Origin of the sequence: Tateyamaria sp. (assembly GCF_039940735.1) — a bacterium.
GTDB lineage: Bacteria > Pseudomonadota > Alphaproteobacteria > Rhodobacterales > Rhodobacteraceae > Tateyamaria.
In genome coordinates this window covers 146172-160560 of sequence record NZ_JBDVGB010000048.1, presented here as the reverse complement: position 1 = coordinate 160560, position 14389 = coordinate 146172, and the positions used below count along the sequence as shown (strand labels likewise).

Sequence of the window (14389 nt, the reverse complement as noted above, 5' to 3'; positions counted from 1 at the left end):
GTCATGCTTCAAAGGCTCTCAAAATGCAACTGCGCCACGTGCCATTGTTGCCGGAAATGACCTGCCAGACGCATAAAATAATCGTGCGCCAGCTGCGTCCCCTAACATCGGTGATGGTGCGCGCACTTGGCTTCAAATGCGTGCCGCACTAGGGCGCCAATCACACTTAGCAGCGACCTGAACTCAAATGAAAACCGCAATGTCCAACGCCAAAACGTTCGGCCACACGTCACAGTTCAGATGTATATGATTACCCATTGCGCGCACAACTTCCCACGCGGCACGTTGAGGTCCCGTTAAAGCACCAATTCCGTGACGGTTTCGCGAATGTTCTTGATGCTAAAGGGTTTGACCAAAAATTTGGTGCGATCATCCTGCACAAGAGATTCCGAGAGGTTTCGCTGGCTAAAACCACTGACCAAAATAGCGGGCAACCCCTGGTTCATTCTTCGCAATTCGGACACTGTCGTAACACCGTTCATCCCCGGCATAACAACATCGACAATCGCCAAATCCAGTGCAGGAATCGTCCGCGCAAGTTCAATCGCATCTTCGCCCGAAGATGCTCTGTGAACCTCGTGGCCTAAAGTTTTCATGAGCTTAAAAACCACATCCTGAACGTCCTTTTCGTCGTCCACGACAAGAATGGACTTACGCTGCGGTGCAGGAAGAGCGTGCTCTGGCTCAGGCGTGGTTTCGCCCAAAGCTAGTGCCGTGTCTTCGGCCAGTTTGCTGAAATAAAGTCGGAACACAGTGCCCCGATGTGGTTTGCTTTCAAAGGTCAGACCGATACCAAGCCGCTTGGCCAACCCAAGGACGCTGGACAAGCCCAGCCCCCGGCTTACACCCTTGGTTGAAAAATAGGGGTCAAAAACGCGCTCTGCCGTGGCGCTATCCATGCCCCGACCTTTATCACTGACTTCAAGAAAAACGCACCGATCCGGAAACTCAGCGCAATGCCCCGTCAGACACTTTTCGTGCCGTATGGACGTACAGTTCGCCATTCCAGCCTTGATTTCGATCCCGGGGTGTTTTCCGGGCTTTGATGCATCCAAGGCATTGGCAATTAAGTTCGACAAAATTTGGATCAGCTGCACACGCCGTCCCATGATCTTGGGGAAATTGCCTTCGATCTGGATGCGTATGTTTCCGTCACCTTCTAAAACCGGTATAAATTCGCTCACGGCACTGGACACGATTTCCCCAAGAGCGATTGGTTCAGCCGCTGCCGACGGATTATTGCCGGCAAAATCCATCAACTCACCGATCACATCCCGTGCGCGCCACATGCTTTCTTCGGCCGCACGCAGATATTCTTGCGACGGATGCTGAGGTGACATTTCCATCAAGGCCAGCTCAGTATTTCCGATCATCGCCGCTAGCTGATTGTTGAAGTCATGGGCAATTGTACCCGCCATGATACCAAGGCTCTCAAGCTTACTGCGCACCCTCAAAGCCGTGTCCATCGAATTGCGTTCTAGTTCGAGGTCAAAGCGTTGCAGCTCTTGCCCGGCCCTTGACGAAATCATGCGCATCAACTGACATTTGCATGCGCGCGATGACATCGGGCGGTCGTGAACAAAGGCGATGTGACCAATCGTTTGCCCGGCACTATCACGAAACCCAAACCCCAAATAGGCTTCGGCAGAGACACTCCGAAGCAATTCAAGGTGTGGAAAATCGTTAAGCACGCCCCTTTCTTGGAAAAACATATCACTTTCGATCATTTTCCCACACGGAGACCCGTTGTAGGGTAAGTCTTCACCGACCCATTTTTCCAGCGACGTTCCTTCGCTGTATGCAGCGAGAATTTTGAAAACCGACGGTCCATCGCCGCAACTTTTCACCAAAACAACCGCCTGGACACCCGTCAGTTCTACGGCCTGTTTCACAATCATTCGAAAAATTTCGTCGTTCTGCATCGCAGACGGACCAACGGGGCTGATCATGGTTTCAATCGCATGCGATGTCGTGACCCGGCGTAATTCATCCGAAATACGATGAAGATATGGGCCGATGGCCGTTTTGACATTTTCAACAAGAGTTGGAGCAATCGCTTCGGACCACTTCAAAGCCAAGACTCCGAATTCACAACCTTTTGCATTGATCAGAGGGAAACCGACATAGGCCTTTGATTTCAATTTCCTTAGAAAGGCGGCTTCCGGATACTGCTTCGTGGCGTTATCCAAAATGGCGATGGGTTCACCTTTTTGCAGAACATCAAAGCAAGGCGTATTGCGTGTCGGGAAACCTGTTGTATCGAAATTTATGGCGTCCGAGCTGAAGGCTTCAAAAAACAAATGCTCGGCCTCTACCACCCGCAGAGAACCAATCGTTACCGTATGTGCACCAAACAGGACTTTTGCCGTCCGGCAAATTTCCGCCAGACACTCTCTTCCTGTCAGTTTTAATGCGGCGCCCACATCCGGTGAACCCACATCAAACCCTTTATTAAATTCGCTCAACAGAACGTCCCCACTGCAATAAATTGCCTCACCAAAGGTTAACAACGTAAAGCTGTGAGTGTTAACATTTCATTAACGAAGATCTTTATCAAATAGTGCTTTTTTAAAAATAAAAATCGAAATCTCCACCACCTAGCACAATCAAATTGATGGCTCGTCATTCGCTTTCAAAAAGAAATTTCAGGCACATGGCGAATACGCTATTAAGTCACGGCAGACTTTCGTTGATATTGCGGTTGATCCCATAAACGCTTCGTCATAACATCCGACAGGGTTTCAACAGCTCGCTCCACATCATCTTCATTGATATAAAGCGGCGTAAAGCCAAAACGCATTATATTAGGCGCACGAAAGTCGCCAATGACATCCCGCGCAATCAATGCTTGCATCGCGGCGTAGCCGCTTTCAAACGCAAACGAAACTTGGCTGCCACGCATCGCACCGTCCCGTGGGCTGACAAGGGTCAGTTCTGGGCACGCGCGTTCCACCCCTGCAATAAACAGATCGGACAACCGGATGGATGCGGCACGCAAATCCTCCATGTCGACGCCTTCCCAAACGGTCATCGCCTCTTCTAAGGCAGCCAATTGTAAAACTGGGGGCGTGCCCACACGCATACGCTCAATGCCCGGCGCGGGGCGGTAATCCAATTCAAAGGCGAACGGTGCGTCATGGCCCAGCCAGCCGGCCAGTGCCGGTTGCATGTCCGCGGCCACATCAGCGCGGGCATAGATAAACGCAGGCGCACCGGGACCACCATTGAGGTATTTATAGGTGCAGCCCACCGCAAATTCGCAGTTCGAAGCCGCGACATCCACCGGCATTGCCCCCGCTGTATGCGCCAAATCCCACAGCATGACCGCACCCGCCCCATGGGCGGCCTGCGTCACTTGGGCCATGTCGTGCAGACGCCCGCTGCGGTAATCGACTTGGGTGATCATTGCGACAGCAACAGTGTCGTCCATCGCATCGACAACATCTTCGGGCGCGACAATGCGCAACTCGTACCCTTGCCCAAGCTGTTGGACCAATCCTTGAGCCATATACAGATCAGACGGGAAATTACCGCTGTCTGACAGGATCACCCTGCGATCAGGGCGCATTTTTAACGCAGCGGACAGGGCCTGATACACTTTGATCGACAGGGTATCGCCCATTGTCACACTGGCATCGGGGGCACCAATCAACCGCCCAATAAGGTTGCCGACACGCATGGGCTGCGCCATCCAGTCATCGACGTTCCATCCCTTGATCAGATGCGCTCCCCATTCATCCGTCATCATGGTCTGCACCCGCGCAGCGGCCCCCTTGGGCAACGGGCCAAGCGAATTGCCATCCAAGTAAATCATGCCCTCTGGCAAGATGAATTTCTCTTTAACTGGCAATGTTGTTTTGGTGCTGTTCATAACTGACCTCGAAGGTTCCAAAGTTCTGGGAAAAGTTCGACCTCTAGCATTCGGCGCAGGTATGTCACGCCTGATGTGCCGCCCGTGCCCCGCTTAAATCCGATAATCCGTTCGACCGTCGTGACATGATTAAAGCGCCAGCGGCGAAAGTAGTCCTCAAGGTCGACAAGCTTTTCGGCCAGTTCATAAAGCGACCAGTATTCGCGTGGGTTTTCATAGACCTTTGTCCATGCGTGCATCACGGCATCATCCGCAAGGTGGGAGGCGTCCATGCGAAAGACCGCCTGATCAAATTCCATATCCAGCCCTTGCGCCAACTGATCAAGCGCAACGTGGTATAACGACTTGGTTTCCAGTTCTTGCCCCAGCATGTGATGTAATTCTGGGCGGTGTTCATGCACCTTCATCATCGCGCGATTGCGGTTACCCAGAATGAATTCGATCAAACGGTATTGGTGCGACTGAAAGCCCGAAGACGCGCCCAAGTCATCACGAAATTCGGTGTATTCGCTTGGCGTCATTGTCCGCAGAACGTCCCACGCGGTGTTAAGTTGTTCGAAAATGCGCGACACGCGCGTCAACATTTTGAATACGGGCTGAAAATCGCCCTTGGCAAGCAAATCTCGAGCGCTCGACAGCTCGTGTAACGCAAGGCGCATCCACAGTTCGGATGTTTGATGTTGGATAATGAACAGCATTTCATCATGCGCCGTCGACTGCAGGTTCTGCGCCCCAAGAATTGGGTCCAGTGACAGGTAATCGATATAGGACATGTCTTTGGCAAAGGACATTTTGGCCCCGTCGGCCTCTGGATCATGTGTTGGCATGTCTCATGTCTCCTTTCCTTGTTGCGTCGTCTGTTGTCGTCACGGCTTGCCTACCCATATTGATCAAAGACCAACGAAGGCTTGGCAAATTGGACTGCTCGGATCTTTCAGGCCTTCAATGACCGTGAAATGATCGTGCTTTGCGTCGATGACACAGGTGGTTGGTGCATCCAGCCCTTCCCACATCTGCGCCATGATCTGAGTTTGACGGATAAATTCTGGCCGCTCACCCCCGCCAACCCAACACGTCAGAGGCGTCGCCGCTGCTGGTGTCTGCAAGACGGGGCTTTCGGATACAGCCTCGGCCGGATCGATACGCAAGACTTCGTTCATTTTGGTGTGCATCAAAGGGCGCAGATCGTGCAGCCCACTGATGGACATCGTGCGCGCAATCCGTTGTCGGGTGGCAGCGTCAAGCGGGCTGTCGTGGCACATCAGCCGGGTTGCCAGATGCCCGCCTGCGGAATGCCCCGACAGGCAAATCGGGCCCTTAACCCGCGATGCCGCATGGGCGACGGCTGCCCCCATTTGCTGTGTCATGCGGCTGATGCGCGCCTCTGGGGCCAGAGTGTAGCTGGGTAAGGCAACCGCCCAACCAAGCGCACGCGCACCTTCGGCAAACTGTGTCCAGTAGGATTTGTCCAACCGCAACCAGAACCCACCGTGAATGAAAACAGCCAACCCCTTTGGGGTGTTTTCCGGCCAGACGATGTCCAACTTTTCACGCGGCGAATCACCATAAGCAATGTCAGTTTCGACAGAAACGCCAGCGCGGTATTGCGCAGCACCTTCCAACCAAACACCCGGCAACGCGTCTGACCCCGCAATGTGGGCCATATTCGCAAAGGCATCATCCCAGTCTTTTATCGGTGCCAGCATCTATCCCACCTTGCTTGATATGACGGCATTGGGGCCCAAAACGTGTGATAGGCCAAAATACTAAACCGGTGTTGCCGAATTAAGCGGCAGAAAATTCGTCGAAGGCCTCAAGCGCCTTTGCACCGTAAGCAATCGCGGGGCCACCGCCCATATACCCGATCATCTCAAGCGCTTCGCACAGTTCCTGGCGCGTTGTGCCAAGGCGCACCAAGGACTGGACGTGAAAACCAATGCAACTGTCGCAGCGCGTCGACACAGCGATGCCAAGGGCGATCAGTTCTTTGGTTTTTTCATCCAATGCGCCATTGCGTTTGGCGGCTTGGGACATTGTGTTGAAGCCATCAAACATGCCCGGTGCCTGTTTGCTTAACGTGCCGATGCGGCCCATCGTATCGGCCAAAAATGTGGTCCAGTTCATTTAGATGTCCTTTTTGATTGGTTTAACGGCTTTCATCCGCCTTCATTTTGCGTTCCAGCCAGCGCACAAAGAAACTGATGATCAGCACCAGCACGAGGTATTCCAGAATGAGCAGTGAATAGATCTCAAGCGGGCGGTATTCTGTCACCACCAATTCATTAGCGCGGCGCGTCAATTCTTGCATGCCAATGACCGAAGCAAAGGCTGACATCTTGACGATATAGATGAATTGATTGGCCAAGGGCGGCAGGATACGTTTGATCGCTTGGGGCAAGATCACATAGATCATGGTCTGGCTGTAGGTCAGCCCAACGGTTTTGGCTGCTTCAGTCTGCCCCTTGTTGATGGACTGGATGCCGGATCGATAGATTTCCGCTGTGAACGCGCTGTCTGAAATAGCAAGCGTGATGATTGCCCCCCAAAACGCATCGATGCTGACGCTGATGCCAATGGATTTCAGCACCACAGGCAATCCGTAAAACACCCAAAACAGCATGGGTAGCAACGGAATGGCGCGCACAAATTCGATGTAGATCCGAGACGGCAAGCGCAGCCAACGGTTGGACGACATGCCCGGCAAGGCAACAATCATGCCAATCACCATCGACATCGCAGCGGCGATTACGGACAAAAGGATCGTGGCCCAAAACCCGTTCAACAGGAATTTGATGTTGTTGGCCCCGCCCGTTGTGCGCGGGTCAATCACATACCAACCCCAATTGCCGCTGGCGCCGCAACCCGCAAGCACCAGACAAGCAGCCAACAAAAACACAAGACGTCGGTTCATCACATGCCCCTCAGTGTTGCAAAATCTGGGAAAGGAATTTCTGGCAGCGCTCGGTTTTGGGCGCTTCAAAGAACGTCTCCGGTGGGCCGGTTTCGATGATCTCGCCTTGATCCATGAAAATCATACGGTTGGCCGCGCGCCGGGCAAAACCCATTTCGTGCGTGACAACGATCATCGTCATGCCGTCCTGCGCCAGATCGACAATTACATCAAGCACCTCGGAAATCATCTCGGGGTCCAGCGCCGAAGTTGGTTCATCAAACAGCATAATCTTGGGCTCCATACACAACGAACGCGCAATGGCGACACGCTGCTGTTGCCCGCCGGACAATTCGCTGGGCCGTTTGTGGGCCTGCTCGGGAATACGCACCCGTTCAAGATAGCGCATCGCGCGTTCCTCAGCCTCTTTACGGGGTAAGCCGCGCGCTTTCATTGGACCAAGGGTCAAGTTTTGCAGGATGCTGAGATGCGGAAACAAGTTAAACTGCTGAAACACCATGCCAACTTCGGAACTGATCGCCGCTGCTGCATTTTTGTCGGCCATCTCGATGCCGTCAACGACGATGGAACCAGAATCGTGGTTTTCAAGCGCATTCACACAACGGATCAGCGTCGATTTCCCCGATCCAGAAGGACCGCACACAACAATGCGTTCGCCCAAAGACACTTCGAGATCGATGTTTTTGAGGGCCTGATAATCGCCAAACCATTTATTCACCGCACGAATACTGATGACGGGTGCGTCTTGCATACTTGTCCCCCCTCTCAAATGAGTTAGATATCTCCTATCCGTGAAGTTCAAACAAAACCACGCGAAATGCGCGTTGAACAGACCCAACAGGGTTACTCGATGCGCAAAAACCCTACGGGAGACAAAAGATGAAACTATTTAAAACATTCGGATTGGCGCTGGGCCTTGCAGCAGGCCTTGCAGCAGGCCTTGCAGCAGGTGCCGCGACGGCACAGTCCGCATTGAACGACATCCTGTCGGGCGGCGTTCTCAAAGTCGGCACCACCGGCGACTGGAACCCAATGACCGTGCGTGACCCCGCTACCAATTCCTACGTGGGCTATGACATTGACGTCATGACACAATTGGCAACCGATCTTGGGGTCGAAGTTGAATTTGTCCCGACCGACTGGAAAACTTTGGTGAACGGCGTAGTTGCGGGCAACTATCACATGACAGGGTCTGCTTCGATCAGCCCGGCACGTCTGAAGGCAGCTGGCTATTCCGACAGCTACATCTCTGTCGAAATCTTCCCCTTTACCACCGATGACAAGGTCGCAAACTTTGACGGCTGGGATTCGATCAATTCCGGTGACGTCAAAGTATCGACCACGCTTGGCACAACCTTCGAAAAGAACGTGCGCACCTGGTTCCCTGAGGCCGACATCACAGTCGTCGAAGCCCCCGCACGTGGCTTCCAAGAAGTGTTGGCAGGGCGTTCCGATGTCTTCATCACCTCCAACATCGAAGGTGCGACACTGCTGGAAAAATTCCCGAACCTGCGCCTGATCGATGTCGACGCAGCACGTGCGCCGACCCCCATCGCAATGCTTCTACCACAGCAGGATCAAGTGTGGATCAACTACGTGAACAGCTGGATCGAACTGAAGAAAGCCCAAAGCTTCTTTCAAGATACCGCCGTTAAGTGGGGCCTATAAGGTCCAGCTAACTTAACGAAACTTAAAGGGCCCCTTTCGACGGGGCCTTTTTTCATGTCCGGTGCCGGCCTATTCGGCCAAATGGCATGCCACCCGTGTCGCATTTAGCGTGCGCATCACGGGGCGTTCCGCCTTGCAAACATCGGTTGCCAATGGGCAACGCGGATGAAAGGCACAGCCCGTTGGCGGATTGATCGGGTCCGGAATTTCGCCCTCAGGCAAAACCGCTTCGCGTCCAAAACCGTCCATACGAGGCGCCGCTTCCAGCAGCATTTTTGTGTAGGGGTGTTTGGTGTTGGCGAACAGATCTTCAGGCGTGGCCTCCTCCACAAGACGGCCCAGATACAGGACGCCAATTCGATCGGCCATATGCTGCACTACCGTCAGATCGTGACTGATTAGCACGTAAGTGAGCCCAAAATTGTCCTTAAGATCGCTCATCAGGTTCAGAACCTGTGCCTGCACAGACACATCCAACGCCGAGGTCGGCTCGTCACACACAATCAACTTGGGCTCAGACGACAAGGCGCGCGCAATGCAAATCCGCTGACGCTGACCGCCCGAAAACTCATGTGGGAACTTGCCCGCGTCCAAGGCCGACAGGCCCACTTGTTCTAGCAACTTCTCGGCCAAGCCGGTCGCATCGCCACCCCGCGCCACAACGGGTTCGACGATAATATCGCGCACCCGCCAACGCGGATTAAGCGACGCAAACGGGTCTTGAAAAATCATCTGAATGTCCGAACGGACCTTGTCGACCTTACCCGCATCTTTTTCGGATGCGAGATTCACGCCGTTGATTTCAACGGTGCCCGAAGTTGGCTTGAGCAACCCAACCAGCATCCGCCCGATGGTGGATTTACCCGACCCGCTTTCGCCAACCAGCGCATAGGTACTGCGTGCCTCGACTTCAAAATCCACATCCGACACGGCCGTCAGCAATGCCTTTGGGCGGCGTTCGATCACGCGGTTCAACCATGGTTTGGAAACGTCAAAGACACGCGTCAACGCGGCGACAGAAATCAGGGACATCAAGATACCTTTTCTGTCGCAAGCGGGAACCAACAGGCCGCAACCCCATCCGTGATCTGCGGACTTGGGGCAACGCGACATTTATCCTCGGCATAGGCACAACGCGGATTGAAAGGACACCCAGCAGGCACCTTATTCAACCGGGGCATCGCCCCTTCGATTTGGTGCAGCCGTGCCTTGCCAGCCGAGGCCAGCGGGGTCGAGGCCATCAGCCCATGCGTATACGGATGGCGCGGATTGGTCAGCACATCGCGCACATTGCCAAGCTCGGCCAGCCGCCCAGCATACATCACGGCCACCCGGTCGGCAGCTTCGGCAATCACGCCCATATCGTGGGTGATCAGCATGACGGCAGTACCGCGATCCCGACACAACCGTTTGAGCAGCGCAATGATCTGCGCCTGCACGGATACATCAAGCGCGGTGGTCGGTTCATCCGCGATGATCAGCGACGGCTCAGCACAAAGCGCCAGCGCGATCACAACCCGCTGGCGCATACCGCCGGAAAACTCGTGCGGATAGCTATCGATGCGTTCGGCAGCGCCCGGAATGCCGACTTCCTCCAACGCGGCCACAGCGCGTTTTTCCGCCTCGCCGCGGGTGATATCAAGGTGCGTCAGCATGGTTTCGGTCAACTGATCGCCAATGCTCAACAGCGGGTTAAGCGAGGTCAGCGGGTCTTGAAAGACCATGCCGATTTCTTTGCCACGCAATTTACGCATCGCGTCGCCCTTTAAGGTGTCGATTCGATTGCCATTGAGCCAAATTTCCCCGGCAGCGATATGGGCAGGTGGGGTCAACAGGCCGATGACCGCATTGCCAGCCATTGATTTCCCCGCACCGGATTCACCAACAACACCAAGGATTTCGCCTGCGCGGATGTCATAGCTGACGCCGTCCACGGGTTTTACGACGCCATGGCGGCTGGGGATTTCGACGCAAAGGTTGCGGATGGAGAGGACGGGGGAGGTCATAGACTTCTTAGTCCAAGGGGTCTCGCCCCTCTAACTGACATTGTTTTAAAAACAACTTTTGCTTTCGATTCGACCGCTCGATACTCTGGGTAGTTCATTAGGTTTTCAGCAACTGTAGTATTCTCCAGACCGAGTTCATTAAAATTTTTGAATGCCTCGATTAAGGCGCGGCATGATTTCACGTCTTCTGGTGTGAAAAGCGGTGGGGTTATCCAATCAGCAGGGTCGCTCCAATCATCCCAAAAATTGGAAACGGCATCACTACCTACGATCTTCAGCAATGATCCATCCGCAATATCTTGGACGTTAATGAACAGTGTTTCACGTAAATTTTTTTCTGATTCGTTTACCATCACCGCAACCTCGGATTCAGCGCATCGCGCAGCCAGTCGCCCAGCAAGTTCACGCTGAGTGCCAGCACCAGTAGCGTCACGGCAGGGAATAGCAAAATCCACCATTCGCCGGAAAACAGGAAGCCTTGGCCGATGCGGATCAATGTGCCCAAAGACGGCTGCGTGGCGGGTGCGCCGACGCCTAGAAAGCTCAGCGTTGCCTCGGCGATGATTGCCAGCGCCAGCGAAATCGTTGCGATAACCAGCACAGGCGACAGCACGTTGGGCAGGATGTGGCGCAGCATGATCGAACCGGGTTTGCGGCCAATCAGGCGGGCAGCTTCGACGTATTCTTTGCGTTTTTCGACCATCGTGGCGCCGCGCACCACGCGTGCGAATTGCACCCAGTCGCTAAGCCCGATTGCCAAAATCAGCACCCAGATCGCCATTTGATCGCGGTATTCGACCGGCGTGATCCCCTTGGCGATACCAAAGATCAGCATCGCGACCAAAATCGACGGAAAGGTCAGTTGCACATCCGCAGTGCGCATGATGATTGTCTCTGTCCAGCCACCGACATAACCAGAAATCAGCCCCAGCGTGATGCCCAGCACCATGGCGAACAGCACGGCGGCCGCACCCACAAATAGCGATACGCGCATGCCATAAAGGATCGTGGAAAACACGTCGCGCCCCTGATCATCAGTGCCCAGCAAGAAGCTTTCGCCCGTGAACGCATTCGGCGCCAACGGCGCGGTAAATCCGTTCATCAAATTCAGCGATGCCGGATCAAAGGGATTGGTAGGTGCGATCAACGGCGCGAACACGGCGGACAGCACAAGAAACACAACCACAATTGTGGACACCACAGCCACAGGCGAGGTCTTGAACATATAGAAGATATCGCCGTCCAGAAACACGCGCAGGCGGGACTGCTCGGCTGGTTTAACGGAACTGTCGGTCATCAGTGTCCTCCTGCCCGATCAACACGCAAGCGCGGATCGATAAAGAAATAAAGGATGTCGACGATCAAGTTGATGCCCACAAACATGACCGAGATCAGCATAAGGTAGGCGGCCATAACCGGAATATCGACGAACTGCACCGCGTTGATGAACAACAAGCCGACACCGGGCCATTGGAATACGGTTTCAGTGATGATCGCGAACGCAATGATCGCGCCCAGTTGCAGACCAATCACGGTGATCACGGGCACCATGGTATTTTTCAACGCGTGCCGAAAATAGATCGCGCGGTCATTCAAGCCACGGGCGCGGGCAAACCGGATGTAGTCTTGGCGCAGCACTTCCAGCATCTCGGACCTCACAAGGCGCATGATCAGCGTCATCTGGAACAGGCCCAGTGTGATCGATGGCAAAATCAACGCTTTGCGGCCCGTGTCGGTCAGCAAACCCGTCGTCCAACTGCCAATTTTGACAGTGTCGCCGCGCCCAAAGCTGGGCAGCCATCCAAGTTCGACGGAAAAGATGTAGATCAGCAAAATCCCGATCAGGAATGTCGGCAGTGATACGCCAATAAGCGAGGCTGACATGATAAAGTTCGCAACAAACCCGCGGCGTCTGATGGCTGTGAACACGCCAAATGCGATGCCAAAAACGATAGCAAGGATGCCGGACACAGCGGCCAATTCCAGGGTGGCGGGCGCGCGTTCCAGCAAAATTTCGGCCACAGGTCGCCCTTGGCGAAAACTGACGCCGAAATTACCCTGAACGGCCTCTTGCAGGAATTTGAAATACTGCACCGGAAAGGATCGATCGAGGCCCAGTTGCGCACGCAAACGGTCAATGTCGTCTTGGGTGCGTTCTTGGCCCAACATGTTGTCGATGGGATCACCGACAAAGTTGAACATCGAAAACGCCACCAGCCCAACAACCAGCAGAACAATGGCGCTTTGGAACACGCGTCGCAGGATAAAGGCCAACATGAATAAGACTTTCAGGAACGGTCGGGGCGCGCGATATACGCGCCCCGAAGGTTCTTAATTAACACTCACCCAACGCAGGATAAAGAAGTTATCCGGGCGTTGTACCAGATCGATATTGGCGCGCGCGCCCCAAACGAGCGGCTGCACGTACATCGGCACATAAGCCGTGTCATCCTGTAGAATTTGCGCGGCTTCATCCAACATTCCTTGGCGTTTTGGCTCGTCTATCTCGGATTGGATCATCGGCAGCAATTCGTCCACGCGTGCGTTGGAATAGCCGCCAAAGTTCCAGCTGCCCAGACGCTTTTCCTCGTTTGGGGTTGCGGCAAGAAAACGAATGGGGTGTTCGGCGTCAAAGGTGCCCGGTGACCAGCCCAACAAGTACATGTCGTAGTTGTCAGCGCGCAATTCGGGCCAGTAGTTTTGTACCGGCATCGCATCCAGTGTCGCGCGGACGCCGACTTGGGCCAGCATGCCTGTGATGGCCTGACAGACGGCCTCGTCATTCAGGTAACGGTCGTTGGGACACTTAAGGCCAAAGGAAAAACCTTCACCGTACCCTGCCTCGGCCAGTAGAGCGCGGGCGGCTTCGGGGTCATAGACGGGATCATTGCCAAGGCCTGCCGAATACCCGCGCATCGCAGGGCTGACCAATTGGTTGATCGCCTCGGCGTTGCCGCGCATCGTGGTTTGCAGGATGGCAGGCACGTTGATCGCCATGGCCACAGCCCGGCGCACGCGCGGATCTGCAAAGGGGTTCGCATCCGTTGTTTCAGTCGAATACTTCAGCGCATCCGCTTCGTGCGGGAAGCCCAGCATAATCACACGCGCCTCGATGCCTTGGATGACTTTGACGCTTGGGTCGTTTTGCAAGCGCGCGACGTCCTGCACCGGTACCGGGTTGATGAAATCAACATCGCCTGACAGCAAAGCGGCCAGTGCTGTGGCCGGGTTTTGGATCGGCGTCAACTCGGCACGGCTGATGTTGTGGGTCGCCTCGCCCCACCAGCCAGCGAACGGTTCCAGAACCGTGCGCAAGCCCGGTTCGCGATTGGTGATAGCAAATGCGCCCGTACCATTGGCGTTGAGCGTGGCGTAGTTACCCGTATCTTTGTTGGGGCGTTCGGCCCCGTTGGCGGCGGCCCAACCGCTGTCCATCATCATCCAGTTAGCGATGCTGTCGGGAAAGATCGGGTTGGTTGCGGTAGTCATGATATCGACGGTGAAGTCGTCGACAACAACGACCTCAGACACTGGCGCAAACCAGCTGCTTACGTCTGCCTCTTCGCTTGAGGCGCGTTGATAGGAAAACAACACGTCCTCAGCACTAAAGGCCGCACCATCCTGAAAGGTCACACTCTCGCGTAATTTAAACCGCCATCCCTCACCTGCGCCAATCGGTTCCCAGCTTGTGGCAAGAGCGGGTTCAATCGCCATGTCCTGCCCGCGCCGTACCAAACCTTCGTAGACGTTGTTCAAAAAGCCCAGAACCGGGGCAGAGTTCACTGCATGTGGGTCCATGGTTTGGGGGTCCGTCGTGACCGCCCATGTAAATTCCTCGGCGTGAAGCACAGGGGCAAGAGCGGCGAAAAGAGCGGCATAACTGAAAGTGCGTAACATCATCGGTCCTAAATCTGGTTCAGCGCTAAAATAAAA

General features: G+C 54.5%; 14 protein-coding genes. 1 reads left to right on the top strand and 13 read right to left on the bottom strand.

What is annotated here, in order from left to right:
- Nucleotides 1-296: 296 nt before the first annotated feature.
- From ABJF76_RS09775 to ABJF76_RS09745, 7 genes are all read right to left on the bottom strand, one after another.
- Nucleotides 297-2465: a response regulator gene (locus ABJF76_RS09775; protein ID WP_413822251.1), complete on the bottom strand. Its 2169-nt coding sequence runs from the start codon at nt 2463-2465 to the stop codon at nt 297-299.
- 203 nt (nt 2466-2668) lie between these two features.
- Nucleotides 2669-3871 (bottom strand): kynureninase, encoded by a 1203-nt coding sequence (gene kynU, locus ABJF76_RS09770; protein WP_413822250.1) that lies wholly within the window; start codon nt 3869-3871, stop codon nt 2669-2671.
- Nucleotides 3868-4698 carry a tryptophan 2,3-dioxygenase gene (locus tag ABJF76_RS09765; RefSeq protein WP_413822249.1) on the bottom strand — a complete coding sequence of 277 codons (831 nt, stop codon included), beginning with the start codon at nt 4696-4698 and terminating at the stop codon, nt 3868-3870. The genes kynU and ABJF76_RS09765 overlap by 4 nt, the downstream gene beginning before the upstream one ends.
- A 63-nt stretch (nt 4699-4761) precedes the next feature.
- Nucleotides 4762-5577 (bottom strand): alpha/beta hydrolase, encoded by an 816-nt coding sequence (locus ABJF76_RS09760; RefSeq protein WP_413822248.1) that lies wholly within the window; start codon nt 5575-5577, stop codon nt 4762-4764.
- Nucleotides 5578-5656: 79 nt separating this feature from the next.
- Entirely contained in the window at nt 5657-5995 is a 339-nt protein-coding gene (locus ABJF76_RS09755; protein ID WP_413822247.1) for a carboxymuconolactone decarboxylase family protein, read from the bottom strand.
- Nucleotides 5996-6017: 22 nt separating this feature from the next.
- Complete coding sequence (locus ABJF76_RS09750; RefSeq protein ID WP_413822246.1) at nt 6018-6782, bottom strand: amino acid ABC transporter permease; 765 nt, start codon at nt 6780-6782, stop codon at nt 6018-6020.
- A 10-nt stretch (nt 6783-6792) separates the two neighbouring features.
- Complete coding sequence (locus ABJF76_RS09745) at nt 6793-7533, bottom strand: amino acid ABC transporter ATP-binding protein (RefSeq protein ID WP_413822245.1); 741 nt, start codon at nt 7531-7533, stop codon at nt 6793-6795.
- A gap of 128 nt (nt 7534-7661) precedes the next feature.
- Between ABJF76_RS09745 and ABJF76_RS09740 the strand changes: the two genes are divergently transcribed.
- Nucleotides 7662-8450 (top strand): transporter substrate-binding domain-containing protein, encoded by a 789-nt coding sequence (locus tag ABJF76_RS09740; protein WP_413822244.1) that lies wholly within the window; start codon nt 7662-7664, stop codon nt 8448-8450.
- Between the two features lie 69 nt (nt 8451-8519).
- Here the strand turns inward: ABJF76_RS09740 and ABJF76_RS09735 are convergent, their stop codons facing one another.
- Genes ABJF76_RS09735 through ABJF76_RS09710 form a run of 6 tightly spaced genes read right to left on the bottom strand, consistent with a single transcriptional unit; the run spans nt 8520 to nt 14353 of the window.
- On the bottom strand, nt 8520-9482 hold the full coding sequence (locus ABJF76_RS09735; RefSeq protein WP_413822243.1) for an ABC transporter ATP-binding protein: 963 nt from the start codon (nt 9480-9482) through the stop codon (nt 8520-8522).
- Entirely contained in the window at nt 9482-10456 is a 975-nt protein-coding gene (locus ABJF76_RS09730) for an ABC transporter ATP-binding protein (RefSeq protein ID WP_413822242.1), read from the bottom strand. The genes ABJF76_RS09735 and ABJF76_RS09730 overlap by 1 nt, the downstream gene beginning before the upstream one ends.
- Nucleotides 10453-10809, bottom strand: coding sequence for a hypothetical protein (locus ABJF76_RS09725; protein WP_413822241.1), 357 nt, complete (start codon nt 10807-10809; stop codon nt 10453-10455). Before ABJF76_RS09725 ends, ABJF76_RS09730 begins: the two co-directional genes overlap by 4 nt.
- Nucleotides 10809-11753: an ABC transporter permease gene (locus ABJF76_RS09720; RefSeq protein WP_413822240.1), complete on the bottom strand. Its 945-nt coding sequence runs from the start codon at nt 11751-11753 to the stop codon at nt 10809-10811. The genes ABJF76_RS09725 and ABJF76_RS09720 overlap by 1 nt, the downstream gene beginning before the upstream one ends.
- Entirely contained in the window at nt 11753-12733 is a 981-nt protein-coding gene (locus tag ABJF76_RS09715; protein ID WP_413822239.1) for an ABC transporter permease, read from the bottom strand. The genes ABJF76_RS09720 and ABJF76_RS09715 overlap by 1 nt, the downstream gene beginning before the upstream one ends.
- Before the next feature lie 54 nt (nt 12734-12787).
- Nucleotides 12788-14353, bottom strand: a complete 1566-nt coding sequence (locus ABJF76_RS09710) for an ABC transporter substrate-binding protein (protein WP_413822238.1) — start codon at nt 14351-14353, stop codon at nt 12788-12790.
- Nucleotides 14354-14389 lie beyond the last annotated feature (36 nt).

Bases quoted from the DNA above. Each gene is read 5' to 3' on its own strand.
- ABJF76_RS09765 (WP_413822249.1), bottom strand. From the start codon at position 4,698: ATGCCAACACATGATCCAGAGGCCGACGGGGCCAAAATGTCCTTTGCC.
- ABJF76_RS09755 (WP_413822247.1), bottom strand. From the start codon at position 5,995: ATGAACTGGACCACATTTTTGGCCGATACGATGGGCCGCATCGGCACG.
- ABJF76_RS09715 (WP_413822239.1), bottom strand. From the start codon at position 12,733: ATGTTGGCCTTTATCCTGCGACGCGTGTTCCAAAGCGCCATTGTTCTG.
- ABJF76_RS09760 (WP_413822248.1), bottom strand. From the start codon at position 5,577: ATGCTGGCACCGATAAAAGACTGGGATGATGCCTTTGCGAATATGGCC.
- ABJF76_RS09750 (WP_413822246.1), bottom strand. From the start codon at position 6,782: ATGAACCGACGTCTTGTGTTTTTGTTGGCTGCTTGTCTGGTGCTTGCG.
- ABJF76_RS09725 (WP_413822241.1), bottom strand. From the start codon at position 10,809: ATGGTAAACGAATCAGAAAAAAATTTACGTGAAACACTGTTCATTAAC.
- ABJF76_RS09735 (WP_413822243.1), bottom strand. From the start codon at position 9,482: ATGTCCCTGATTTCTGTCGCCGCGTTGACGCGTGTCTTTGACGTTTCC.
- kynU (WP_413822250.1), bottom strand. From the start codon at position 3,871: ATGAACAGCACCAAAACAACATTGCCAGTTAAAGAGAAATTCATCTTG.
- ABJF76_RS09710 (WP_413822238.1), bottom strand. From the start codon at position 14,353: ATGTTACGCACTTTCAGTTATGCCGCTCTTTTCGCCGCTCTTGCCCCT.
- ABJF76_RS09745 (WP_413822245.1), bottom strand. From the start codon at position 7,533: ATGCAAGACGCACCCGTCATCAGTATTCGTGCGGTGAATAAATGGTTT.
- ABJF76_RS09740 (WP_413822244.1), top strand. From the start codon at position 7,662: ATGAAACTATTTAAAACATTCGGATTGGCGCTGGGCCTTGCAGCAGGC.
- ABJF76_RS09730 (WP_413822242.1), bottom strand. From the start codon at position 10,456: ATGACCTCCCCCGTCCTCTCCATCCGCAACCTTTGCGTCGAAATCCCC.
- ABJF76_RS09720 (WP_413822240.1), bottom strand. From the start codon at position 11,753: ATGACCGACAGTTCCGTTAAACCAGCCGAGCAGTCCCGCCTGCGCGTG.